The organism is Mesorhizobium sp. P2_C4 (genome assembly GCF_056404575.1).
In genome coordinates this window covers 78,661-99,283 of the sequence record NZ_JBFUDT010000005.1, presented here as the reverse complement: position 1 = coordinate 99,283, position 20,623 = coordinate 78,661, and the positions used below count along the sequence as shown (strand labels likewise).

Below are 20,623 nucleotides of genomic sequence, written 5' to 3'. Positions count from 1 at the left end.
CCATGCCAACCGTTATTGGCCATCACAACATCACAAAGGACAGCAAGCACTGGCTCTCGTCACCGAAGCGCAAGGAGATCTTCGGCCCGCTCGGGATCACCAACATCCGCACTTTTGTCGATCCGCAGAACCCGAAACGGGTGGCTGTGATGATGGACGTTCCGGACATGGATAAGCTTGGGGCCTTGATGCAGAGCAAGGCAGCCGCTGACGCGATGGCCCATGATGGCGTGGTGCCGGAGTCGCTGGTGATCCTGGTGGAAGCGAAGGGGTAGTTGCTGCGACCACCAGGGTTTGCGCGATTTGAAGCGTGTTAGCCGGCGCGAGCGGCGCGCCGCTCAGCTTTTTACTAGGATCGGTCGCTCCACGAAACCACCTGGAAGTCTGGATCGGGGTGGTGAGCGACCACGGATGGGCTCGCCCTGGCACCGGAGTTGGTCCGGACATTTCGGGCGAAATCCGGCATAGTGATCTGCATAGTTCGCAGGCAATCGCCTGTCTGTTTCGACCTCCAACTGGCCGCAGAGGCGATGGACCTCAGTATCGGGAGGACGAAATGCGCCTGATCAAATCTCTGATATTGCTGCCAATTCTCGTGCTGACGCCAGCATCGAGCTTCGCGGCGGAAGAACTTCCCGCTGACATGCTTGTGGTTCAGGCGGAAATCCCAAGAAGCGGCGATTTCATCGGGTTCGGCTTCAATTCGCTTTGGATGATGAGCGGGAGGCTGCTTGTGCGTGTCAATGCCGCGGACAACAGCGTCATCGAAATCGATGTCGGCGGCCGCGGCGGATCGCAAGCTCCTGGGATAGGCGACGACGCCGTCTGGGTGCCCGCGACGGGCAAGAAGATGCTCCTCAAAGTCGACCCGATCGCCAACAAGCTGGCCCAGGAAATCCCGGCCCAGATACTCAGCAACGAAGGCAGTATCGGTGTCGGCGAAGGCGGGGTTTGGGTCGTCACCGGCAAGGGCGTCGCCGACACGAGACTGACGCGGTTCAATCCGCGTAGCGGGGCTGTCGAAGCGAATATCAAAATGCCAGCGTTGAGCGCCGGCGTCGTCGTTGACTTCGGCTCGGTGTGGGTGACCGGCTACAGCAACGGTGAGTTATACAGGATCGATCCAAAGACCAACGCTGTGGTCTCGACCACCAAGCTTCATTCGTCTCCGCGCTTCCTCGCCTCCGGCGAAGGCTCGATCTGGGTGCTCAATCAACGTGACGGCTCTGTTCAGCGAATCGATGGAAAGACCGGCGAGGTTTTGGCGACGATAGAAACAGGCTTGTCCAGCAATGGCGGCGACATCGTTTGCGGTGGCGGCTATGTGTGGGTATCGGTTCCGGGAACGCCAGTCGCACAGATCGATCCCAAGGCCAACATGCTGGTCCGCAAGTTCAAAGGCAGCGCGTTCGGTGACGCCATTCGCTACGGTGCAGGTTCGCTCTGGGTATCGGGATCGACCATTCATAGACTGGAGCCGCCACACTAGAGAATGCGTCCGTGTCTGGCGACGGGGGGCAGCAGGTCGAAGTTCCGCTTCGGGTTCGAAACGGAACTTTTTCTGACCGCGCGGCCGATATCCAAGTCGCCCTCACCGCGCCTTGGCAGCCCCAAACCGCAACCCGTCCATCAGCAGCTTGACCAGCCGGCGCGACCGGTCGCGCCAGTCCTTGGTGTCGGGCGCCGAATAGATGCCTCCCAATGCATGCAGCACATCGGAGGCGTCGACGTCGCTGCGGATCGAGCCGTCGGCCACCGCCGCCTCGACCAGCCGCCGCAAGGCCAGCGACACCCGGCCCGACATATCGGAGAACACAGCTGAGTTGGTGTTGAACAGGATGCGCAGACTGGCCGCCAGTCCCCGCTTGGTGGCGATGTAGTCGACGAAGCGCTGCATCCATTGTTCCAGCGCGACATCGGCCGGATGGTGGCTGGCGAGTTCGTCGGCGGCGGCGCACAGCCCCTCCACTTCGCGCCGGTAGACCACCTCGACCAGATGCTCGCGCGTCGGAAAATGCCGGTAGAGCGTGCCGATGCCGACGCCCGCCTGGCGCGCGATCTCCTCGAGCGAAGCATCGACACCCTCAGCGGCGAAGGCCTTTGCTGCGACCTCGATCAGCGCGTCGCGATTGCGCTGCGCGTCGGCGCGCAAGGGTTTTGTCCCTGCGGCGGGTTTCTGTTCGGCTATTGCGGGCGGCTCGGAAGCCAATTTTTTCTCCACATGCAGATCGGGGCTTGAACAGCCTAGTGCAAGCACCCAATTAAATAAACGGAGGCGCCTCCGATTTGTGGAGTGCCTTCATCATATAATCAAGGGGGAACCGCTATGTCACGTGCTGAGAGCTTGCAAGCCGTCGAGAGCGTGATCTCCCTCCTTGAGGGGGAGACTATCCCTGCGCTTGCCCTCCCCCGCTCAAGCGCCATCTCAATTCCCTCGCGTCAAGCAACTGGAGCCAGACGCCCATGACCACCACAATCCCCATCCATCTCGATATCAACGGACACCATCACGAATTGGAGGTCGAGCCGCGCGTCACGTTGCTCGACGCACTTCGCGACCGTCTCGACCTGACCGGCACCAAGAAAGGCTGCGACCAGGGCCAGTGCGGCGCCTGCACGGTGCATGTCGACGGCCAGCGTGTGCTGGCCTGCCTGACACTCGCCGCCCAGGCTGAGGGCCGCGCCATCACCACCATAGAGGGGCTGGCCGGAGCGGACGGCACGCTGTCGGCCGTGCAGGCCGCCTTCCTCGAACAGGACGCCTTCCAATGCGGTTATTGCACGCCCGGCCAGATCATGTCGGCGGTGGCCTGCATCCGCGAGGGACATGCCGGCTCGGATGACGAGATCCGCGAATATATGGCCGGCAATCTCTGCCGTTGCGGCGCCTATCCGCACATCGTCGCCGCTGTGCGCCAGGCAGCACTGGAGGTCGCATCATGAGGGATTTTTCCTATCTGCGCGCCAGCTCTGTCGACGCCGCACGTGAGGCGGCAGCGCTGCCCGGCGCCATGCTGCTTGCCGGCGGCACGACGCTGGTCGACCTCGCCAAATGCGGCGTCGCGGAACCGTCTACAGTGATCGACATCAGCCATATCAAGGGGCTCAGTGCCGTCGATGTCGATGCCAACCGCGCCGTGATCGGGGCGCTGGCCAAGATGAGCCACATCGCCGACCATGCCGACATCAAGAGCCTGTTCCCGGCGGTCTCGGAAGCACTATGGCAGGCCGCCTCGCCGCAGATCCGCAACATGGCGACCATCGGCGGCAATCTGATGCAGCGCACGCGCTGTCCCTATTTCCGCGACCCGCAAAACTTCCCGGCCTGCAACAAGCGGCAGCCCGGCAGCGGCTGCTCGGCGATCGGCGGGGTGACGCGCGGCCATGCCGTGCTCGGAACCAGCGAGGCCTGCATCGCCACCTATCCGGGCGATCTCGCCATCGCATTGGTCGCCTTCGATGCCGAGGTCCATCTCGGCGAGCGCAAACTCAAGGTGGAGGAATTCTTCCTCGCCCCCGGCGCCACCGCTGAGCACGAGCATGACATGCGCCCCGGCGAGGTGATCACGGCTATCGAGATCCCGGGGTCTGCCGCGGCGCGGCGCTCGACCTACATCAAGGTGCGCGATCGCCAATCCTATGAATTCGCGGCGGCAAGTGCTGCCGTCGGGCTGGAACTTGAAGCCGACGGCCGCACCATCCGCGACATCCGCGTCGCGCTCGGCGGCGTCGCGACAAGGCCGTGGCGGGCGCGCGCGGTCGAGGACGCGCTGAAGGGCAAGTTGCTTGAGGAAGACACGGTGCGGGCCGCCAGCCTGCTCGCCATGGAAGGCGCCGTCGACCACGGCGCCAACCACTACAAGATCGAGCTCGCGCCGCGCGTCGCAGCTAGAGCCATCCTCAAACTGGGAGAGACGGCATGACCGCTCATGAGATGAAACACGCAGCCTCCGACAGTGCGCGCCTCGAAGCGGTCGGCGGACGGCTGTCGCGCGTCGACGGCCCGGCCAAGATCACCGGTGCGGCGCATTACGCGGTCGAACAGCATCTGGAAGGGCTGGCGCATGCCGTGATGATCGAAAGCACCATCGCCGCCGGCACGGTGCGTGCGATTGACATACGGGCCGCGGAGACCGCGCCCGGCGTGCTTCTCGTGCTGACGCCCGACACCATCATGGAGCTCAAGGGCGCGTCGGACTGGCTGGGCAATCCGCCGACGCAGCAGACATACGCACCGCTCGCCCGCACGGTCACCTATTCCGGCCAGCATATAGCTGCCGTGGTGGCCGAGACCTTCGAGCAGGCGGTGGCGGCAGCAGCGCTGGTCAAGGTCAGCTATGACGAGACGCCGGCGATCGTCGACCTCAGCGACCCCAAGGCTGGCGACGGCATCCCGATCGAGGCGATGACCAAGGAATGGGGCGATGCGCAGGCGGCCTTTGCCGCCTCACCGGTGCGCATCTGCGCCGCCTACAACACGCCGCGCGAATTCCAGGCGGCGATGGAGCCGCACGGGCTGATCGCGCGCTGGCAGGGCGAGCAACTGACCATCTGGGAGCCCAGCCAGTGGCTCGACGGCATGGCGCGCACCTATGCCGAATGGTTCGCGATTCCATTCGAGGATGTGCGGCTGGTCTCGCCCTATATTGGCGGCGGCTTCGGCTCGAAGGCGCTGGCGCTGGCGCACAGCGCGGTGGCGGCGGCCTCGGCAAAGATGCTGGGACGGCCGGTGAAGCTGGTGTTGACCCGGCCGCAGAATTTCACCTCCTATGGCGGCCGCGCCGCGACCCGCCAGACGGTGGCGATCGGCGCCGACAGCGACGGCCGCATCCAGTCGATCGTGCATCGCGGCGTCAACGAGACGGCGGTCGACGGCATGTGGGTCGAGCCGCTCGGCTCCGTCACCTCGATCATGTACGCCACGCCGAACTTCTCCTCGAAGCAGAATGTGGTGCGGGTGAACACGGTGGTGCCGGGTGCCAAGCGGGCGCCTGGCGAAAACCCCAGCGCCTTCGGCATCGAAAGCGCCATCGACGAGCTCGCCTATGAGGTCGGCATCGATCCGCTGGAGATCCGGCTGCGCAACTACGCCGAACAAGACCCGCATGCGAAGAAGGCCTGGTCGACGCGCCAGCTGCGAGAAGCCTTTGCCGTCGGCGCCGAAGCCTTCGGCTGGGCGAAGCGCTCGCCCGCGCCGCGCTCGATGCGCAACGGCCACCACCTCATCGGCTGGGGCGTGGCGGCCGGCACCTATCCGGTGCGGCGCGCCCACGGCGAGGCGATGGTTAAGATCCTCGCCGACGGTTCGGTCGAGGTCGAAAGCTCCTCCATCGACATGGGCCAGGGCACCTACACGATCCTTGCCCAGACGGCGGCCGAGACGCTCGGCGTGCCGGTGGAGCATGTGGCGGTGAAGCTCGGCGATTCCCACTTCGCCCGTGCCGGCGTCACCGGCGGCTCGCGGCTTGCCGGCGTCATGACCGGCGCCGTCTACAAGGCGGCGGGCCAGGCGCTGGACGAGTTGATCGGTCTTGCGATTGCCGACCCGCGCTCGCCCTTCCATGCACTGCAGGCGAACACGCTTCAGGTGAGAGGCGGCCGCATCGCCTCGCCGCGCGGCGAAGGGCCGGACCTGTCGATCGCCGAGCTTCTGTCCGCCGTCGGCCGCGACAGAATAGAGGCCAAGGGCGACAGCATGCCGGCGAACTCCACGCCGGAGGAGCGCTACAAGAACTACACCACCATCGCCATGTCGATCCCGCACACCGAAGGCGACTATTCACGCCATTCCTGGTGCGCGCATTTCGTCGAGGTCAGGGTCGACGAGGATTTCGGCACCGTGCGGGTATCGCGCGTGGTGTCGGCGCTGGATTCTGGCCGGCTCTACAACCCCAAACTGGCGGAAAGCCAGTGGAAGGGCGGTATCATCATGGGCATCGGCCAGGCGCTGCTCGAAGAAGGCATCGTCGACCGCAGGCATGGCCGCATCGTCAACGGCAATTTCGCCGACTACATGCTGCCGACCAATGCTGACATCCCGGACATCGAGACGATCTCCGTCGGCATCCCCGACCCGCATTCCTCCGCACTCGGCGGCAAGGGTGTGGGTGAGTTGGCCATCGTCGGCATCGCGCCGGCGATCGCCAATGCGGTGTTCCATGCGACGGGGAAGCGGGTGCGCGATCTGCCGATTACGCTGGAGAAGCTGATCTGAGGTAGAAGCTGCCAATCTCCCCCTTGTGGGGGAGATGCCTGGCAAGGCAGAGGGGGGCGCGAAGGAACGCCAACCTCTCCGACAACCTTATGCGCACCGGGCAACTTGCAAGCGTGTGCTACATCGATCGGCTGAGATGCCGGCGGGACAGCGCCCCCCTCTGTCCTGCCGGACATCTCCCCCACAAGGGGGGAGATTACGCTTCGTCCTACTTCGTGCTGATCGCCGAGGCGGGCCTGTAGGTGTCCATGGTCGCTCCGTTGCGGTCTTCGTCGAACAGCGAGTCGCTGCCGAAGCTGGCGCGCAGGCCGATGACGAACTTGTTGGCCCTGGTGTCGTGGCTGAACGTTTCGACTTTCGTCCGTTCGAATTGGTAGCGACCGAACAACGACCAGGGTGTTTCATCGAAACGGTACATTGCCTGGACAGCAACGCCGAAGACGTCCTCGTCGATACCGTAGTTCGTTCTGTTGAAGGCGAGCTCGCCATCGAGGCGAAGGTTCTTGTGGACGAAATAGCGTGCCGTGGCGTGCACACCCCATTGGTTGCCACGAAAGGCGTTGATGGTGAGCTGACCTATGCTGGCCTGGCCGTAGAGGGTCAGATTGCCGAGATAGAGCTGGGCCTCGGGGCCGACCGCATAATTGTACGCCGTCACATTGCTGTCGATGCCGAATGAGGTGTAGGTGGCGAAGACGCCGGCGGCGAAGCTGTCGGGATCACGGTAGTAGAAATGGAGCGCACCGCGCGTCTCGTAAAGCGGGGCATAGTGACCCCAGATGTTGTCGTAGGTTACGTCGCCTTGCAAGTTCCAGCGCTGCGCAAACGCAACGTTGACGCGCGCGGCACCGCCGCCGGCCCGGGTCGTGTAGTCGTCACCGACAAAGCGAAGCCCGCCGAGATAGAGTTCGCCGTAACCGGAAATATGCGGTGTCGCCACCGTCTGCGTGGCGAGCGGCTGGACGGTGTCCGCCGCGCAAGCGGATGTCGCTGCGATCAGTGTCGCGACGACGATGGAACAACGAAGCATCAAGGCCCTCAAATGCGAAATGCGAGTCTGTTCCGGACCGGCGCCCGGAGGTGGAAAATGAGCAGCGGATCAGAATTTGTAGGCGATGCCGAGCCGGATATCGTGCGTCGTCAATTCGATTGCATCCGAACCGATAGGAGCCCCGTCGAAGGTCGAGTGACGCACAGAGGTGTGGTGGCCGAAATCGGCGAAGCGGTATTCGCCGCGAACCACCCAATTGTCCGTGACGGCATACTCGGTACCGGCGCCCAGCGTGTAGCCGGTGATCGTGTCCTTGACGTCGGCGTAGGGAACGCTGCCGGGAAGATCCACAGTGGTGTGTTTGTACGACCCCACTGCCAGGCCGCCGGTGACGAAGGGAAGCCAGCGATCCATCGCGTAGCCCGCCCGCAGGCGAATGGAGCCAACCGAATCCAGCTTGAGCACGCCACCAAAGGCCGGATCATCAACGCCGAGCGCACGGTAGAGAGTAGTGTCCTTTACGCTGGCGAAGCTGTAGTCGCCCTCGATGCCGAGAACCAGCCCACCGTCGAATTGATGGTTGAAACCGGCATACAATCCGCCGAAGCCACCCGACGGACTGTAGCCCCAGCCGTAGTTGTCGAAGCTGCCCGGGGCAAAGGTCTGCCCGACCCTTGCGTCTCCCCAGGCGTATCCGGCCTGGGCACCAATATAGGCGCCGGACCAGTTGTAGGTGGCGGCAACAGGCATGGACTCATTGGCGTCCGCCGTGGACACCATGCCGACTGGTGCGAGAATTAAGGCTGTAGCGAGAAGAATAGTTTTCATTGTTTGTCTGCTGCCCCAGAAATGCTGCGTTCCCCCGGCGCCGGAAAAGGCCGGCGCGGGGTTTGTTCGGTCCGGCAGATCAGAACTTGTAGCTGAGGCCGAACCGGACATCCTGCGTCTTGAGATCGACATGCGTTTCAGTGAGAAGACCGGCTGCTATCGAGAGATCCTTGCTGCCGAAGTCTGAGTAGCGATATTCGACCCGCGCGATCCATCTGTCGGTGAAGGCGTGCTCGACGCCGGCGCCAACGGTCCAGCCAACATGGGTCTCATCGTGGAACGGTATTTCAATGACGCTGGGGCCGCCGGCACCGATCGCAGTCACTTCATACTTTGCCGCGGCCACACCGGCAGCGATGTAGGGCAAAGTCCGATCAAATGCGTAGCCCGCTCGCAGCCGCGCCGCACCCGACCACTTGAGTTCGCTCTTAAGCAATGTGCTGAAACCACCGCCACCAGCATCGAGGGGTGTCAGTCCATCTGCATTACTATACGTGAGGTCAGCCTCGGCGCCGATGACGAAGCGGTTCGCCATTTCGTAGTTGGCGCCGATATGAATACCGCCAATAAAACCGTCTGGATCGAGGGGAAGGTCGAGGTCGGTGGCCCCGCCGATGCCGCCGCCGGCGATGAAGAAATTGGATTTTCCGGCCACGTAGCCGAAGTGAACGCCCGCGTAGAGGCCGGACCAGTCGTAGGCGGCGACAGGCGAACCCTCACTGATGTCCGCGGCGGATGCCAGGCCGACAGGCGAGAGAAAGATGGCTGTGGCGAGAAGAATTGTTTTCATTGTCAATTTGCTGCCCCAAAAATGTTGCGTCCCCCGCCGCGGAAATGCTTCGCGGAGATCCAGCTGTTGTCGACAACCCGGTGTTGCATTGTCCGCCGGCCGCGTCTTGGGCTGAGCCGCACCCGAATTGTCCTGGAGCGCGCCGCAGCACTTTCCCGGCCGGTGTGGCCATTCAGCCGCAGTCGATTGTCGCGCCATGTATTTGGCGGGACTCGTGGCCGCTGAGACTACCTGGCGCCGCTCGGCGTAGAGCCGAAACGACGGCGGAAACAGCGATTGAAATAGGACACGTCGGAGAAGCCGCTGAGCAGTGCGATCTCGCTGATCCGCATCCGGTCGTTGCGCCTGTCGGAGAGCATTCGATGGGCTCTCTGCAAGCGCAATTCGAGAATGCGCTCGGCGAAACTCACCCCGGTTTCCTGCAAGAGATCATGAACATAGCGCACGGAGAGCCGCAGTTGCTGGGCGACACTCTGGGCCGAAATGGCAGGATCGGCGAAATTTTCCCGCATCTTTTGCAGGATGGCCTGCAGCCTTGCCGCGCGCAGGCCGCGCAGGCCCGCCAGGTCGGCGGTCTCGCCCTTGGCGCCGGACGCCAGGCCGATGAGATCGACGATCGTTTCGGTGGCATGGGTGACAAGATCGGGCGAGACCAGGTCGGGGCCGGTTTCCAGAAAGCGGCAATAGCGCTTGAGCATGTCGAGGGCCTCGTTGTCGGCTCCGATGGTCAGCGCCAGCCGGTCGTCGATATGAGCGAAGGCCTTCTCCAGTACAGCGCGGGGAACAACCACATTCGCCCAGATATTCTTGTCGCCGCCGATCATTTGCAGCGCTTCCGAAGCCGAAACCAGAGCGGCTTGCCCTTTGCCCACGTGATAGTCGCGGCCGACCTGGGCGCCACTGAGTATCGTATCGCCATTGTTGACCAGCAGGAGGTAGCCGTCGCGGCCGTCAGCGGCGATGTTGCTCGCCTTGCGGCTGGCATGCCGGATCGTTCCTGCCATCTGCCCGAGCACCAGCTGCCCGACGGCCCGGGCTTCGATATCAGCCGCAAACGGCAAATGGTCCGAAGTGGCATATTCGACTGACCATATCTCAGCGACGTGGATGTCCTGCCAGAGGGCGAACCGCGCCTGATCGTCGAGATGGGCCGGCAGATCGTTGGATGAGAAGACGTTCTTTTTCAAGGGCAACCGAGCCTTTTCTGCGCGCGCGTCTTCACTTGGAAGTTCTATGTATTGGGCCAGATCACCTCTTGTCCAGAGCTGGCAATATCCATGCCATGCACGACAATTTCACTGCTGTTTTCGACAGGAAATCGTCCGAACTTTGTCAGCCTGGCCGGCACAATTTTCGAAATACTCGGAAGTATCGATGAGAATCAGCACGGTGGACAGCGCCGGGGACGGCGTGGCGGGAAGATCGGCGCCGCCGCCGCGGGCTCCCCTTCCTCACCCGCTCACTTCTGCTCGCCGGGTTGCTTGATGAAATGGCTGATAATATCCATCGGCACCGGAAAGACCACCGTCGACGAGCGCTCGCCGGCGATGTCGTGCAGAGCCTCGAAGTAGCGCAGCTGCATGGCCTGCGGCTCGGCCGCCAGCATCTTGCCGGCCTCGACGAGTTTTGCCGCCGCCTGCTGTTCGCCATCGGCGTTGATCACTTTCGCGCGCCGCAGCCGTTCGGCCTCGGCCTGCTTGGCGATGGCGCGAATCATGCTCTCGTTGAGGTCAACATGCTTGATCTCGACATTGGAGACCTTGATGCCCCAGGCATCGGTCCGCTGATCGAGGATCTCCTGAATATCGCTGTTGAGCTTGTCGCGTTCGGCCAGCATTTCATCGAGTTCGTGCTTGCCGAGCACCGAGCGCAGCGTGGTCTGCGCCAGCTGGTTGGTGGCGGCCATGAAATCCTCGACCTGGATGATCGCCCGCTCGGCGTCGACGATGCGGAAATAGAGCACCGCGTTGACCTTGACCGAGACGTTGTCGCGCGAGATCACGTCCTGCGGCGGCACGTCCTGGACCACCACCCGCAGGTCGACCTTCACCATCTGCTGCACGAAGGGGACCAGGATGATGAGGCCGGGACCCTTGACCCCGGTGAAGCGGCCGAGCGTGAAGACCACGCCGCGCTGGTATTCCCTCAGGATGCGAATGGCCGCGGACAGGAACATGACCACGACAAGCGCCAGAACGAGATAGGCCACATAACCGATGCTCATTGCCTTGCTCCACTATCAGAGCATGTCGCCCAAAAATGTGCAGCGGTTTGGGACATGCTCAAAACAAAGACTCACCTCCGGCGCCGGATCGTCAGCACTAGGTCCTTGACTTCGGCCACCTCGACGCTGTCGCCCGGCGCGAGCGGTTCATCGGCTTTCGCCCGCCAGCGCTCGCCCTGGGCCAGCACATGGCCCTCGCCCTGCGACCAGTCGAGGATTTCGGCCGGCAGTCCGTGCATGGCCTGCGCGCCGACGCGCGGAAGGCTCCTGCGCGCCGCCCACAGATAGCTTCCGGTCAACAGCGCCAGGCCAAGCGTCAAGGCCGCGGCGGTGCCGATGACGGCCCACGACATCTCGAAGCCGGGACCCTCGATCTTGAGCAGCATGGCAGCGCCCAGCAGAAAGGCGGCCACGCCTCCCAGCCCAAGCACCACGGTGGGGTTGAAGGCCTCGACGATGAGGAAGGCGATGCCAAGCAGCATCAAGGCAAGGCCGGTATAGTTGATCGGCAGGAGATTGAGCGCATAGAGCCCGAGCACGAGGCAGATCGTGCCGATCACGCCCGGCGCGACCGCGCCCGGGCTGGTGAACTCGAAGACGATGCCGTAGACGCCGACCAGCATCAGGACGATGGCGATGTTCGGATCGGTGATGACGCCGAGAAGCCGGATGAACCAGCCGGGATCGAGCGTTTCGACCGGCAGCCCTTTGGTCGCCAGCATCTGCTTCTTGCCTGACACCTCGACCGTCCGCCCGTCGGCCAGCTGCAGCAGTTCGGTGGTGTCGCGGGCGACGAAGTCGATGACATGTGCCTGCAGCGCCGCATTGGCCGAGAGGCTCGCCGCCTCGCGCACTGCCTTTTCGCCCCAGTCGGCATTGCGCCCGCGCAGTTCCGCCAGCGAACGGATCAGGGCAACCGCGTCATTCGTCACCTTGGCCATCATTGCGTCGCCCGCCGGCGGTGGCCCGGTGGCGTTCTTCTGGTCCTTGCCGGTGTCCTTGTCGCCGCCGGGACCAGGAAGCGATGGCAGCGGCCCACCGAGTTCGATCGGCGTTGCCGCCCCCAGATTGGTGCCGGGGGCCATCGCCGCCACATGGGTCGCGTAGAGGATGTAGGTGCCGGCGCTGGCCGCGTGGCCGCCGGCCGGCGCGACATAGCCGATGACGGGAACCGGCGAGGCGAGGATGTCGGCGATCATCTCGCGCATCGAGGTGACCAGTCCGCCGGGCGTGTCAATCTGCAGGATGACGACCTCGGCGTTTCGCCCTGTGGCGACCGCCAACGCTTCCTTGAGCTGCCTGGCGCTCGCCGGACCGATGGCGCCGTCTATCTCGACGTTCAACGCAACCCTCTCCCGGCCGCTCGCCTCTCCTGTTGCGGACGAGGGACAAACGACCACAGCGGCCACGAAAGCCGCGGCAAGAAGGGCCACACGCGCGAGGTTCACGCTCAAAGCTCCTTTTACAAGATATGGGTGCGATTTCGCCGAAATCCATGATGTAGGGAGTGGTGCCGGCGATTGGCTAACGGCTGGGCGCAGAATCTCCCCACTCGTGGGGGCCGGCAGGCCAGAGGGGGGCGCGAAGGATCGCGGCATTATTCCGGCCCCGGGTTCCTCGCCCTCAAAGCTGATCCAGGGCGCTTCAAGTTCGAGCCCTTTCGCCAATCTCGGCCTATCCGGGAATGTCCCAGTTCGATCGTGTCAGAACATCGCTGGGCGGAAGGATCTCGTCGGGCTTGAGGTCCCTGCGTTGAATCTCATCGGCGACAAATTTTTCCTGCGGCGTCCATGCCCCACCGCTGTCGATCTTCAGCGGAATTCCGTCCCGCGTCAGACACTGGGAGAGGTCCGCATCGGCTATGCCCGGTGCCATGTCGAACCAGTCGCACGTCTCGCCGAGGACACTGTCCGTGCGACCGATGCTCTTGGGGATGATGTCATGGCCAAGGACGATAGACATTAGATCTCCGGGCCGACATTTCTGGCATAGGAGGATGCGCTCAAACGCGCCCCCCTTGGCCGCCCCGAAAAACAATTCCTGTCCCGTTCGGGCGTTCCGGATGCTTAGTTTTCGCCGGCCATCCGGATAGGATGTTTCGTTGTAGATCCACGGGTCATGCCGCCGCAGTACCCTGACCGCACCATTCCATTGCATGTGCATGGCAAAATCCGGAAGCCGTTTGGCGGCGGTTGCAGCTTGTGCCGGCTGGTCGTCGAAGTGCAACCATTGAGCAACATCGAGCAAGTTGGCGGGCAGCTCGACCTCCCCGGCGGGCACTGACCGGCGTTCGAGTTTGACAAGCGTCGTGGGTGGCAGCAGCGAGCCGTTCAAAAACACCTTGGTGGCAATCTCGATACCGTCGGCTGTCAGGCAACTCAGCCATTGCAGTGCGGGGTTCCGGTTGTCTGGATCGCGCCGCTGAACCTCCCGCACGTCACATCGCTCGCCGGCATGTGTCTCGGTCTTTCCGGTTTCGATCATTCCGCGAATTCTTGAGTAGGAAGTAGACGTCTCACGGCTTATCGAAACAAACGAAAGGCCCGCCTGCGCATCCCTTTGGAAAGCGACTGATATTTGCTTTGACGGATTTCCATAGATTGTGCCCTGGCCTTCGTCGATGCGGACCCAGCCGCCATGATGTGTGACGATCCTCGTATGGGACCCGGCCGATCCTTCCGCTGCCGTCATAGTCGCAACATAGTCGGGTACATTGGCGGAGGGCGAATAGGGCAAGTCGCCCGCCCGCACCGCCGAACTTGCAAGGACAAGGCCCACCATGATCGATAGTCTCGTCATGGCTCCCCCCATGTCACGAAGCTGGTTCCGAATGATTTCCGGCAAGAGCGGCGATTTTGCGACGGCGATGCGACCGGGCGCCGCCCTCCCCCCCTATTTCCCCACCTTCCCCTTTCAAAAACTGGCTGAGCAGGTCTACCGGCAGCAAAGGAACACTACCGTGGACGAACGCTCGCCGGCGATGTCGTGCAGGGCTTCGAAATAGCCCAGTAGCAGTTTGTTGATGTGCCGGCGGGACAGCGCCCCCTTGCCCTGCCGGGCATCTCTCCCACGAGGAGGGAGATTGCGCGCTCAGCCGTTTTCGCCAATTATCAGCGTAACGGCACGGCATCACTTATTCGTCACTGCGGATGCCGCGATGGCTCGGGAGGGGCAATCATGAGAAGCGGATTGGGGAGATTGATCGTGGCCGTCGCGGCCGCAGTGCAAGCCGCGCAGCCGGTGTTTGCGGCGCCGTGCGGCTGGACTGCGAAGATGGAGGAAGACGAGGGCGGCAGCGTGCTGACGGCCTCGGTCTGCGGCGGACCGAAAGCCGACGCCAACCTGATGCTGGCCTGTTTCGACAAGCCGGTGCTGAGCTACGATCTCGGCGCCGCCGGCCAAGCGCTGGAGCCCGGCATCAGCGGCTCGTTCGTGTTTAAGGCCGGCGACAAGGCCGTGACCAAGAAGCTCGATCTCGAGGCGATGTACAATTACTTCACGGTACAGCTGGAAAGCGCCGACCCACTACTCGCTTTGCTGCGCGCCAAGGGTGAGGTCACGGTCACCTCGGACAAATATGGCGAGAACAGCTTTCCGCTTGCGGGCTCATCCGCCGCCATCGGCAAGGTGTTGGCCCAGTGCGGCAAAGCAGCTTCCGGCGACGGGGACTGAGGCCGGCGGAGTGCCGGCTCGTCAAGGCTCGACCGACAGCGCCATCTTGTAGCCGAGATGATTGGCGCTGAAGCCGAGGCGCTCGTAGAAAGCGTGCGCCTGCGCCCGGCCTTTGTCCGTGGTCAGCTGGACAAAGCTGCAGCCGCGCGCTCGGCACTGTTCAATCGCCCATTCAATCATCAGCTTGCCGACGCCGCGCGAGCGTAATTGCCGGGCGACGCGAACCGCTTCGATCTGGCCTCGCCAGGCGCCCTTCCTGGAAATGCCGGGAAGAAAGGTGAGCTGCAAGGTTGCGACTACCTGCCCGGCCTCCTCGGCCACGATCAGCAGCTGGTTTGGGTCGGCGTCGATGGCGCTGAAGGCATCGAGATAGGAGGGTGCGAGTGGCGTCGACGGGTCTTCCCGGCCAGCGCCCAGCGCATCGTCGGCAAGCATGGCAACGATCGCCGGCAAGTCGGCCGCTTGTGCGCGACGGAATTCGATTTCACTCATCGAGGGGAGACATACGGCGCGGGTTTTGAGGTGGCAAGAGTGGGTCAGCACACACCCTACCCCTGCCCACCAATAAACGCCGCCGCACGCGCCACATGCGCATCCCTGTGTGTGCGGGCGGCCAGTGCCAGCCATTCGCGGCCGAAGGCGTCGGCGACTTCAGGGCGGCCCTGCTTGAGGCTGATCTCAGCCTGGCTGGCCAGGATCTCCACCTGTAGTGCGGCGTAGACGTCGGTATCGCGCGCGCAGCGTCGGCCGGCCTCGCCAAGCCACTCCATCGCTTGCGGCAGCGCATCATCGGCGGCATAGGTCAGAGCCAGGGCGCGCGCCACCGCCCCTTCCCAACACGGGTCGTTCATCTGGCAGCTCAGCGCGAAGGCCTCTTCCAGCCTGGGCCTCAGTTCCCGCGCGGGCGCTTGCTGGCGGGTGCGGGATTCGCTCAGCACCGCGACCGGCCACGGCCGGAACGAAATCCAGCGCTGTTCGTCGACCAGCGTCAGGCAATCGCCCAGCCAGCTGTCAGCTTCCTCCAGCCGGTCGGCGGCAAGCAGGCCCCAGCCGCCCAGGCCCAGCGACCAGATCTCGCGGCGGCGATTGCCGGCCGAGCGGGCATGCTCCAGCGAGACGGCATAGTGGTCCATGCCGTCTTCGACCCGGCCCCAGTCGACCAGGTTGAAGCCGATGACGCCATGGATGCCAGCCAACGCGTCGCTGTCCTCGGCGAGGCCCTCCGCTTGCACCAGATAGGCGGCGGCGGTCGGCCGGCGCCCGGCCAACGCCTCGACATAGCCCAGTTCCCGAAAGGCCGCCGAAGCGATGCCGGCGCTGCCGGCCTTGCGGGCCAGCTCGGTGCTCTGGCTGAGCAGGATCGAGCCCTCATCGTCATAGCCCCTGACTGAATGCACCAGCGCGGTGCCGAGCTCGAAAGCGGCTGTGGCGCTGAGATGCGGGTCCTTGATCTTCTCGGCGTCGCGGACGGCGCGGCGCAAGCAGTCGATGCCGGCGTCGGCCGCACCGGCGGCAAGCGCCGCAAGCCCGGACTGCATCAGCGACTTGACGAAGGCTTCCGGTGAAATGCCGCCAGGCTGCGAGGCGATGGTGCGCCGCGCAGCACTGCGCAAGGCGGCCGAAGGCTTTTCACCAAGCTCGGCCAGGAACACCGCCTCGGTTGCTTCGACCTGCTCGAGCGCTGCGGGGTAGCGCCCGGCCATCGCCAGGCTCTTGACCAGAAGGATATGCGAGCCCTCATCGTAGGGGCTGCGCCGCACCCCAAGCCCAGCCAGCCTGACGGCGCGTTCATAATCCTCGACCGCCATCGCCCGGATGGTTTCCTGCCTGATCCTGGCTTCGACAATGCCGGCAATGCGCTGGCGCTCGACCAGCAGCCAGGTCGAGAATTCCGGGCTGCAGCGTGGCTCCAGCGTACCGAGCAGTGGGCCTGCAACCTCGACGTCGAAATCGTCGCGGTCAAGCCGCAGCACATCGACCTCGATATCCCCGGCAAAATTGCATTCGACCGGATCGCCGTTCAGGCATTCCGAAGCGTTGAGCGCCTTGCGCAGCGAGGCCAGGCACCAGCGAAGCGAACCCAGCGGATCGACGGTTTCGGGAAACAGTTCCGAAGCCAGGCTGCGGCGGTCGAGCGGGGCGCGCGCCAGCACAACGCGGGCAAGCAGCGCCCAGGCCTGATGGCCGCGCACCGGCTGGCTTTGTCCATCGGTATCGAAGATCGCAGGTTCGCCGAGAAGCCTGATTTTCCTGCCCATCAAGTACCCACCATTCGACAGCAACCGCCCTGCCCCCATCGGCCACACCCGTGTGACCAAGCGTGTGACGGCTTCGCGCCGTTTTTTCGCGAACCCGGCACGCAAGGTCCAACGGCGGCCGGTTCCAAGGCGGCGTCAACGCAACAAACGTCAACGTAACAATGGAGATCGGTACATGCCAACATTCATCATCGAGCGCGAGATCCCGGGCGCAGACAAGCTCAGCCCGGCTGAGCTCAGGGATATTTCGGCGAAGTCCAACGAAGTCGTGGCCGGACTGGGCGAGCCCTACACCTGGGTGACGAGCTATGTCGCTGGCGACAAGATCTACTGCGTCCACGAAGCCGACAGCGCCGACACCGTCGAGCGGCATGCCCGCGAGGGCGGCTTCCCCGCCAACAAGATCACGAAGATCGCTGCGTTCATCGGGCCGGAGACGGCGCACGCCAGGGGCTAGCCATCCCGGACTGAATCAGGATCCGGCTCTATCACTTTGATTGGGCACGATCTTTTGCAGCAGGCCGGGCCCGACCGGCTTGCTGCATTCCCAATGGAGAAACCATGACCATCACGCTCAGAACCATGCTGGCTGCTGTCGGACGCGGTTGGCGCGCACGGCAAAGTCGACGTCACCTGGAGGCGATGCCCGACTTCATGCTGAAGGATATCGGCCTCAGCCGTTCCGACATTGACCGCGTCACCACCCATGGCGAGACGCGCGGCAGGTCCCGAGGCTAGGCCGAACCCCGGGGTGGTGTCGCTCAAATCGCCCCGCGCTCCCCCTCCGGCGTCGCCACCAGCAGAGCGGCGGCGGCGTTGGCGGCGGCGATGGCTGCTTCGATCTGATGGCCGTGTGCAAGGCCTGCCGCGAAGGCGCCGACGAATTCGTCGCCGGCGCCATGGGTGCTGACGACCTTGACCGGGATGGCGGCCAGCGCGAAGGTCGTGCCCGCCCGATCGCAATAGGCGACGCCGTCGCTGCCGGCGGTGACGATCGCCGAGGGGTAGGTATCGACGAGCCGCCGTGCGGCTTCGGTGGCGCCTGCGAGCGCGTCGACGACCGGAACGCCGGCCAAGAATTCCGCCTCGATGGCGTTGACGATGACGATGTCTATCAGCGCGATCAATTCGGCCGACAGTTTGCGCGCCGGTGCGGCGTTGAGCACGACGCGGCCGCCTTGCGCCTTCACCGCGCGGGCGGCAGCGATGTTGGCAGCTTCCGGCACCTCGTTCTGCAGCAGCAGCACGGCCGTCTGCGCGACCACCTCGCCGGCAGCCGCGATGTCGTCATCGCCCAGAGTGAGATTGCTGCCGGAGACGATCACCGCACCATAGTCGCCATCGCTGTCGAAGATCGCCACGCTCATGCCGGAGCCGGCGCCTGCCGCCACGCGCACGAAGCGCCGGTCGACACCGGTGCGATCGAGATTGGCGAGCAGCGCCGAGCCGAAATCGTCGTCGCCGACGGCGCCGATCATCGCCACACGCACGCCGGCCCGCGCCGCTGACACCGCCTGGTTGCCGCCCTTGCCGCCGCATTTCGGCTGCCAGGCACGGCCCGTCACCGTCTCCCCCTTGCGCGGACGGTCGGGCGCGTCGACCATGATGTCGTAATGCAGGCTGCCGAAGACGGTGACCAGCGGAACCGTCATGTGCCCCGGTCTTTTCGTTTCGAGGTGACCGCCGACATGGTGCGGCCGAGATTGCGCTCCGCCGCCTGATAGTCGCGCTGCGCCACCGCTACGAACAGCGCATCGAGGATGTTGAGCTGGGCGATGCGCGCCGCCGCGTTCTCGCCCATCAGCGGCGAGCCTTGCGCCGTCGAGCACAGCACGATGTCGGCAATCTGGGCCAAGGGTGAGTTGTCGTAATTGGTGATGGCCAGCGTGCGGGCGCCGCTCTTGCGGGCGAGATGGATGGCGTCGATGACGGCTGAGGTGTTGCCGGAATGCGAGAAGCCGACGGCGATGTCGTCGGCGCCGAGCAACGAGGCCGACATCAGCATCATGTGCGAATCATCATAGACTGAGGCGCGGATGCCGATGCGCAGGAATTTGTGCGAGACGTCGCGCGCGATCTGCGCCGAGCCGCCGACGCCGTAGAAGTCGCGGTTCCTGGCGCGGTAGAGCAGATCGGCGGCGCGGTCGAAATCGTCCATGTCGAGGATGGCGAGCGTTTCCTCCAGCGCCTGGATTGAGGTGCGGAACACTTTTTGCACGATCTCGGCCGAACTGTCGTCGACCGACAGTTCCTGGTGCATCTCGGCGGTCGGCAGGCGGCTGTATTCATAGACGGCGGTGCGAAAGTCGCGATAGCCGGAGAAGCCGAGTTTCTTGGCGATCTTGACCACCATGGCCTCCGACACGCCGGCCTCCTCGGCGATCTGCTTCAGCGGAATGGTCTCGTCGAAACCGCGCCGGCCAAAAACGGTTTCTACCACCTTGGCCTCGAGCGGCGTGAGATGCGGCATCATCATGCGGATGCGCGGCCCTACGGCTTTCAGATCGAGATTGCTCAACGTCATCCACGTCCCCTCGTCACGACCCTAGCATGGCTTCCTGGACGATGGCCTGCGCCGTGACGGCGTCCTGGCTGCCCATGGCGGCGGAGAGGCGGTTGTCCTTTTCCAGCCGGTCGACGATGCGCAGCATGCGCTTGACGGTGGCGATGTTGACTTCGCATTCGCGCACCGGATCGAGACCGGTCATGTCGGGGAAAGTGTCGAAGTAGATGGCGCCGGCGTAGCCGTCGCGGCGGATCTGGCGCAGCAGTTCGATGGTCTGCAGCGTGTGCACCGCGCCGACCATCAGGCCGTCGTCGCGCTTGGCGTAGCCGTCGTTGAGGTGGACGCCGAGCAGCTTGCTGTGGCGGGCGATCAGCGCCGCGGCGAAGGCCGGCTGTTCGTCGGCATAGAGCACATGGGCGAAATCCAGCGTGACGCCGAGATTGGGCAGGCCGACATCACGGATCGCCAGCAAGGTGGTCGCCGCATCCGGCATCAGGCTGTAGGAGCGCGGCTCGTTGGGCTTGTATTCCAGGCTGATCTGGCAATCAGGGTCATGCGCAGAAACTTCACGAATCCCATCGATTTCGTGTTGCCATAGCGTCGCATAGTCGGCCTGGAAGCCATAATCGAAGCCATCCTGGCCAAGCCAAAGCGTCATCAGACTGGCGCCGGCCGCGCGCACGGCGTCGATGCCGGCCTTGGTCAGGTCGATGGCTTCGCGCCTCACTGCCGGGTCCGGATTGGTGAAGGCGCCGAGTTTGAAGGCCGGATTGGAGTAGTAGCGCATGGCAAAGCCATTGATGGAAAGCCCGAGATCGCCGAGCTTTCGCGCGATTTCGACAGGCTTTTCAGCGACATGGTCGGGAAAGTTGAGATCGAGGTCGGTGAGCCCGTCGACCTTGGCAGCGCGGGTGGCCATTTGCATCAGCGACGGCTTGCCAGTGAGATCAGGCCACTCGGCCTGCGGCCGCGAGGCAAAGGAATTCAGGCGGGTGGCGAAACGATTGGTTGTCATGATTGACCCTTCGATGGATACCACTTCACACAATCACAGATACTTGTAAAGTTCCAATTTTCGAGACGACAGCGAATGGCTGGCGCCAGCCATCGGCTAGGGCAAGACCATAGCCATCCCGCCCA

Annotated in this window: 22 protein-coding genes; 9 read left to right on the top strand and 13 right to left on the bottom strand. The window is 63.9% G+C overall.

What is annotated here, in order from left to right:
* Nucleotides 1-2: 2 nt before the first annotated feature.
* Both AC1DX6_RS20610 and AC1DX6_RS20605 read left to right on the top strand, forming a co-directional pair.
* Nucleotides 3-275: a hypothetical protein gene (locus AC1DX6_RS20610; protein WP_477316684.1), complete on the top strand. Its 273-nt coding sequence runs from the start codon at nucleotides 3-5 to the stop codon at nucleotides 273-275.
* Between the two features lie 281 nt (nucleotides 276-556).
* The gene (locus tag AC1DX6_RS20605; protein ID WP_477316682.1) at nucleotides 557-1,489 is read left to right on the top strand and encodes a Vgb family protein; all 933 of its coding nucleotides are present in this window, start codon (nucleotides 557-559) and stop codon (nucleotides 1,487-1,489) included.
* Between the two features lie 102 nt (nucleotides 1,490-1,591).
* Here the strand turns inward: AC1DX6_RS20605 and AC1DX6_RS20600 are convergent, their stop codons facing one another.
* On the bottom strand, nucleotides 1,592-2,209 hold the full coding sequence (locus AC1DX6_RS20600; RefSeq protein ID WP_477316680.1) for a TetR/AcrR family transcriptional regulator: 618 nt from the start codon (nucleotides 2,207-2,209) through the stop codon (nucleotides 1,592-1,594).
* 254 nt (nucleotides 2,210-2,463) lie between these two features.
* Between AC1DX6_RS20600 and AC1DX6_RS20595 the strand changes: the two genes are divergently transcribed.
* From AC1DX6_RS20595 to AC1DX6_RS20585, 3 genes are read left to right on the top strand one after another with little or no spacing between them, the layout of a single operon-like run.
* Nucleotides 2,464-2,943: a (2Fe-2S)-binding protein gene (locus AC1DX6_RS20595; RefSeq protein ID WP_477316678.1), complete on the top strand. Its 480-nt coding sequence runs from the start codon at nucleotides 2,464-2,466 to the stop codon at nucleotides 2,941-2,943.
* Nucleotides 2,940-3,923 carry an FAD binding domain-containing protein gene (locus AC1DX6_RS20590; protein WP_477316676.1) on the top strand — a complete coding sequence of 328 codons (984 nt, stop codon included), beginning with the start codon at nucleotides 2,940-2,942 and terminating at the stop codon, nucleotides 3,921-3,923. Before AC1DX6_RS20595 ends, AC1DX6_RS20590 begins: the two co-directional genes overlap by 4 nt.
* Nucleotides 3,920-6,214, top strand: coding sequence for a xanthine dehydrogenase family protein molybdopterin-binding subunit (locus tag AC1DX6_RS20585; RefSeq protein WP_477316674.1), 2,295 nt, complete (start codon nucleotides 3,920-3,922; stop codon nucleotides 6,212-6,214). Before AC1DX6_RS20590 ends, AC1DX6_RS20585 begins: the two co-directional genes overlap by 4 nt.
* A 208-nt stretch (nucleotides 6,215-6,422) precedes the next feature.
* Here AC1DX6_RS20585 and AC1DX6_RS20580 read toward each other — a convergent pair whose 3' ends face one another.
* From AC1DX6_RS20580 to AC1DX6_RS20550, 7 genes are all read right to left on the bottom strand, one after another.
* Nucleotides 6,423-7,244, bottom strand: a complete 822-nt coding sequence (locus AC1DX6_RS20580) for an outer membrane beta-barrel protein (RefSeq protein ID WP_477316672.1) — start codon at nucleotides 7,242-7,244, stop codon at nucleotides 6,423-6,425.
* A gap of 69 nt (nucleotides 7,245-7,313) precedes the next feature.
* Nucleotides 7,314-8,033 carry an outer membrane protein gene (locus tag AC1DX6_RS20575; protein WP_477316670.1) on the bottom strand — a complete coding sequence of 240 codons (720 nt, stop codon included), beginning with the start codon at nucleotides 8,031-8,033 and terminating at the stop codon, nucleotides 7,314-7,316.
* A gap of 79 nt (nucleotides 8,034-8,112) precedes the next feature.
* Nucleotides 8,113-8,823 carry an outer membrane protein gene (locus tag AC1DX6_RS20570; RefSeq protein WP_477316668.1) on the bottom strand — a complete coding sequence of 237 codons (711 nt, stop codon included), beginning with the start codon at nucleotides 8,821-8,823 and terminating at the stop codon, nucleotides 8,113-8,115.
* A gap of 227 nt (nucleotides 8,824-9,050) precedes the next feature.
* Complete coding sequence (locus AC1DX6_RS20565; RefSeq protein WP_477316666.1) at nucleotides 9,051-10,010, bottom strand: AraC family transcriptional regulator; 960 nt, start codon at nucleotides 10,008-10,010, stop codon at nucleotides 9,051-9,053.
* Nucleotides 10,011-10,282: 272 nt separating this feature from the next.
* On the bottom strand, nucleotides 10,283-11,047 hold the full coding sequence (locus AC1DX6_RS20560) for a slipin family protein (protein ID WP_477316664.1): 765 nt from the start codon (nucleotides 11,045-11,047) through the stop codon (nucleotides 10,283-10,285).
* Between the two features lie 71 nt (nucleotides 11,048-11,118).
* On the bottom strand, nucleotides 11,119-12,495 hold the full coding sequence (locus AC1DX6_RS20555) for an NfeD family protein (RefSeq protein ID WP_477316662.1): 1,377 nt from the start codon (nucleotides 12,493-12,495) through the stop codon (nucleotides 11,119-11,121).
* A gap of 226 nt (nucleotides 12,496-12,721) precedes the next feature.
* Nucleotides 12,722-13,828, bottom strand: a complete 1,107-nt coding sequence (locus AC1DX6_RS20550) for a hypothetical protein (protein ID WP_477316660.1) — start codon at nucleotides 13,826-13,828, stop codon at nucleotides 12,722-12,724.
* Here AC1DX6_RS20550 and AC1DX6_RS20545 point away from each other — a divergent pair.
* A complete protein-coding gene (locus tag AC1DX6_RS20545; protein WP_477316658.1) occupies nucleotides 13,827-14,051 on the top strand; it encodes a hypothetical protein in 225 nt (74 codons plus the stop codon). The two genes, AC1DX6_RS20550 and AC1DX6_RS20545, sit on opposite strands and share 2 nt — an antisense overlap.
* A gap of 200 nt (nucleotides 14,052-14,251) precedes the next feature.
* A complete protein-coding gene (locus AC1DX6_RS20540) occupies nucleotides 14,252-14,719 on the top strand; it encodes a hypothetical protein (protein WP_477316656.1) in 468 nt (155 codons plus the stop codon).
* 21 nt (nucleotides 14,720-14,740) lie between these two features.
* Here the strand turns inward: AC1DX6_RS20540 and AC1DX6_RS20535 are convergent, their stop codons facing one another.
* Both AC1DX6_RS20535 and AC1DX6_RS20530 read right to left on the bottom strand, forming a co-directional pair.
* Nucleotides 14,741-15,211 carry an N-acetyltransferase family protein gene (locus tag AC1DX6_RS20535; RefSeq protein WP_477316654.1) on the bottom strand — a complete coding sequence of 157 codons (471 nt, stop codon included), beginning with the start codon at nucleotides 15,209-15,211 and terminating at the stop codon, nucleotides 14,741-14,743.
* 56 nt (nucleotides 15,212-15,267) lie between these two features.
* On the bottom strand, nucleotides 15,268-16,977 hold the full coding sequence (locus AC1DX6_RS20530) for a BTAD domain-containing putative transcriptional regulator (RefSeq protein WP_477316652.1): 1,710 nt from the start codon (nucleotides 16,975-16,977) through the stop codon (nucleotides 15,268-15,270).
* A gap of 175 nt (nucleotides 16,978-17,152) precedes the next feature.
* Between AC1DX6_RS20530 and AC1DX6_RS20525 the strand changes: the two genes are divergently transcribed.
* Nucleotides 17,153-17,434 carry a DUF4242 domain-containing protein gene (locus tag AC1DX6_RS20525; protein WP_477242181.1) on the top strand — a complete coding sequence of 94 codons (282 nt, stop codon included), beginning with the start codon at nucleotides 17,153-17,155 and terminating at the stop codon, nucleotides 17,432-17,434.
* A gap of 104 nt (nucleotides 17,435-17,538) precedes the next feature.
* The gene (locus tag AC1DX6_RS20520) at nucleotides 17,539-17,715 is read left to right on the top strand and encodes a DUF1127 domain-containing protein (RefSeq protein WP_477316650.1); all 177 of its coding nucleotides are present in this window, start codon (nucleotides 17,539-17,541) and stop codon (nucleotides 17,713-17,715) included.
* Between the two features lie 23 nt (nucleotides 17,716-17,738).
* Here AC1DX6_RS20520 and AC1DX6_RS20515 read toward each other — a convergent pair whose 3' ends face one another.
* The 3 genes from AC1DX6_RS20515 to AC1DX6_RS20505 are packed head-to-tail and all read right to left on the bottom strand — an operon-like array spanning nucleotide 17,739 to nucleotide 20,498.
* Nucleotides 17,739-18,629 (bottom strand): ribokinase, encoded by an 891-nt coding sequence (locus AC1DX6_RS20515; protein WP_477316649.1) that lies wholly within the window; start codon nucleotides 18,627-18,629, stop codon nucleotides 17,739-17,741.
* Nucleotides 18,626-19,501, bottom strand: coding sequence for a MurR/RpiR family transcriptional regulator (locus tag AC1DX6_RS20510; RefSeq protein WP_023672510.1), 876 nt, complete (start codon nucleotides 19,499-19,501; stop codon nucleotides 18,626-18,628). The genes AC1DX6_RS20515 and AC1DX6_RS20510 overlap by 4 nt, the downstream gene beginning before the upstream one ends.
* 13 nt (nucleotides 19,502-19,514) lie before the next feature.
* The gene (locus AC1DX6_RS20505; protein WP_477316647.1) at nucleotides 19,515-20,498 is read right to left on the bottom strand and encodes a TIM barrel protein; all 984 of its coding nucleotides are present in this window, start codon (nucleotides 20,496-20,498) and stop codon (nucleotides 19,515-19,517) included.
* Between the last annotated feature and the right edge of the window lie 125 nt (nucleotides 20,499-20,623).

Excerpts from the sequence above, each read along its gene's own strand:
- AC1DX6_RS20515 (WP_477316649.1), bottom strand. The coding sequence starts at position 18,629 with ATGACGGTTCCGCTGGTCACCGTCTTCGGCAGCCTGCATTACGACATC.
- AC1DX6_RS20610 (WP_477316684.1), top strand. The coding sequence starts at position 3 with ATGCCAACCGTTATTGGCCATCACAACATCACAAAGGACAGCAAGCAC.
- AC1DX6_RS20530 (WP_477316652.1), bottom strand. The coding sequence starts at position 16,977 with ATGGGCAGGAAAATCAGGCTTCTCGGCGAACCTGCGATCTTCGATACC.
- AC1DX6_RS20520 (WP_477316650.1), top strand. The coding sequence starts at position 17,539 with ATGACCATCACGCTCAGAACCATGCTGGCTGCTGTCGGACGCGGTTGG.
- AC1DX6_RS20575 (WP_477316670.1), bottom strand. The coding sequence starts at position 8,033 with ATGAAAACTATTCTTCTCGCTACAGCCTTAATTCTCGCACCAGTCGGC.
- AC1DX6_RS20505 (WP_477316647.1), bottom strand. The coding sequence starts at position 20,498 with ATGACAACCAATCGTTTCGCCACCCGCCTGAATTCCTTTGCCTCGCGG.
- AC1DX6_RS20560 (WP_477316664.1), bottom strand. The coding sequence starts at position 11,047 with ATGAGCATCGGTTATGTGGCCTATCTCGTTCTGGCGCTTGTCGTGGTC.
- AC1DX6_RS20550 (WP_477316660.1), bottom strand. The coding sequence starts at position 13,828 with ATGGTGGGCCTTGTCCTTGCAAGTTCGGCGGTGCGGGCGGGCGACTTG.
- AC1DX6_RS20585 (WP_477316674.1), top strand. The coding sequence starts at position 3,920 with ATGACCGCTCATGAGATGAAACACGCAGCCTCCGACAGTGCGCGCCTC.
- AC1DX6_RS20525 (WP_477242181.1), top strand. The coding sequence starts at position 17,153 with ATGCCAACATTCATCATCGAGCGCGAGATCCCGGGCGCAGACAAGCTC.
- AC1DX6_RS20595 (WP_477316678.1), top strand. The coding sequence starts at position 2,464 with ATGACCACCACAATCCCCATCCATCTCGATATCAACGGACACCATCAC.
- AC1DX6_RS20580 (WP_477316672.1), bottom strand. The coding sequence starts at position 7,244 with ATGCTTCGTTGTTCCATCGTCGTCGCGACACTGATCGCAGCGACATCC.
- AC1DX6_RS20590 (WP_477316676.1), top strand. The coding sequence starts at position 2,940 with ATGAGGGATTTTTCCTATCTGCGCGCCAGCTCTGTCGACGCCGCACGT.
- AC1DX6_RS20535 (WP_477316654.1), bottom strand. The coding sequence starts at position 15,211 with ATGAGTGAAATCGAATTCCGTCGCGCACAAGCGGCCGACTTGCCGGCG.
- AC1DX6_RS20545 (WP_477316658.1), top strand. The coding sequence starts at position 13,827 with ATGATCGATAGTCTCGTCATGGCTCCCCCCATGTCACGAAGCTGGTTC.
- AC1DX6_RS20510 (WP_023672510.1), bottom strand. The coding sequence starts at position 19,501 with ATGACGTTGAGCAATCTCGATCTGAAAGCCGTAGGGCCGCGCATCCGC.
- AC1DX6_RS20605 (WP_477316682.1), top strand. The coding sequence starts at position 557 with ATGCGCCTGATCAAATCTCTGATATTGCTGCCAATTCTCGTGCTGACG.
- AC1DX6_RS20570 (WP_477316668.1), bottom strand. The coding sequence starts at position 8,823 with ATGAAAACAATTCTTCTCGCCACAGCCATCTTTCTCTCGCCTGTCGGC.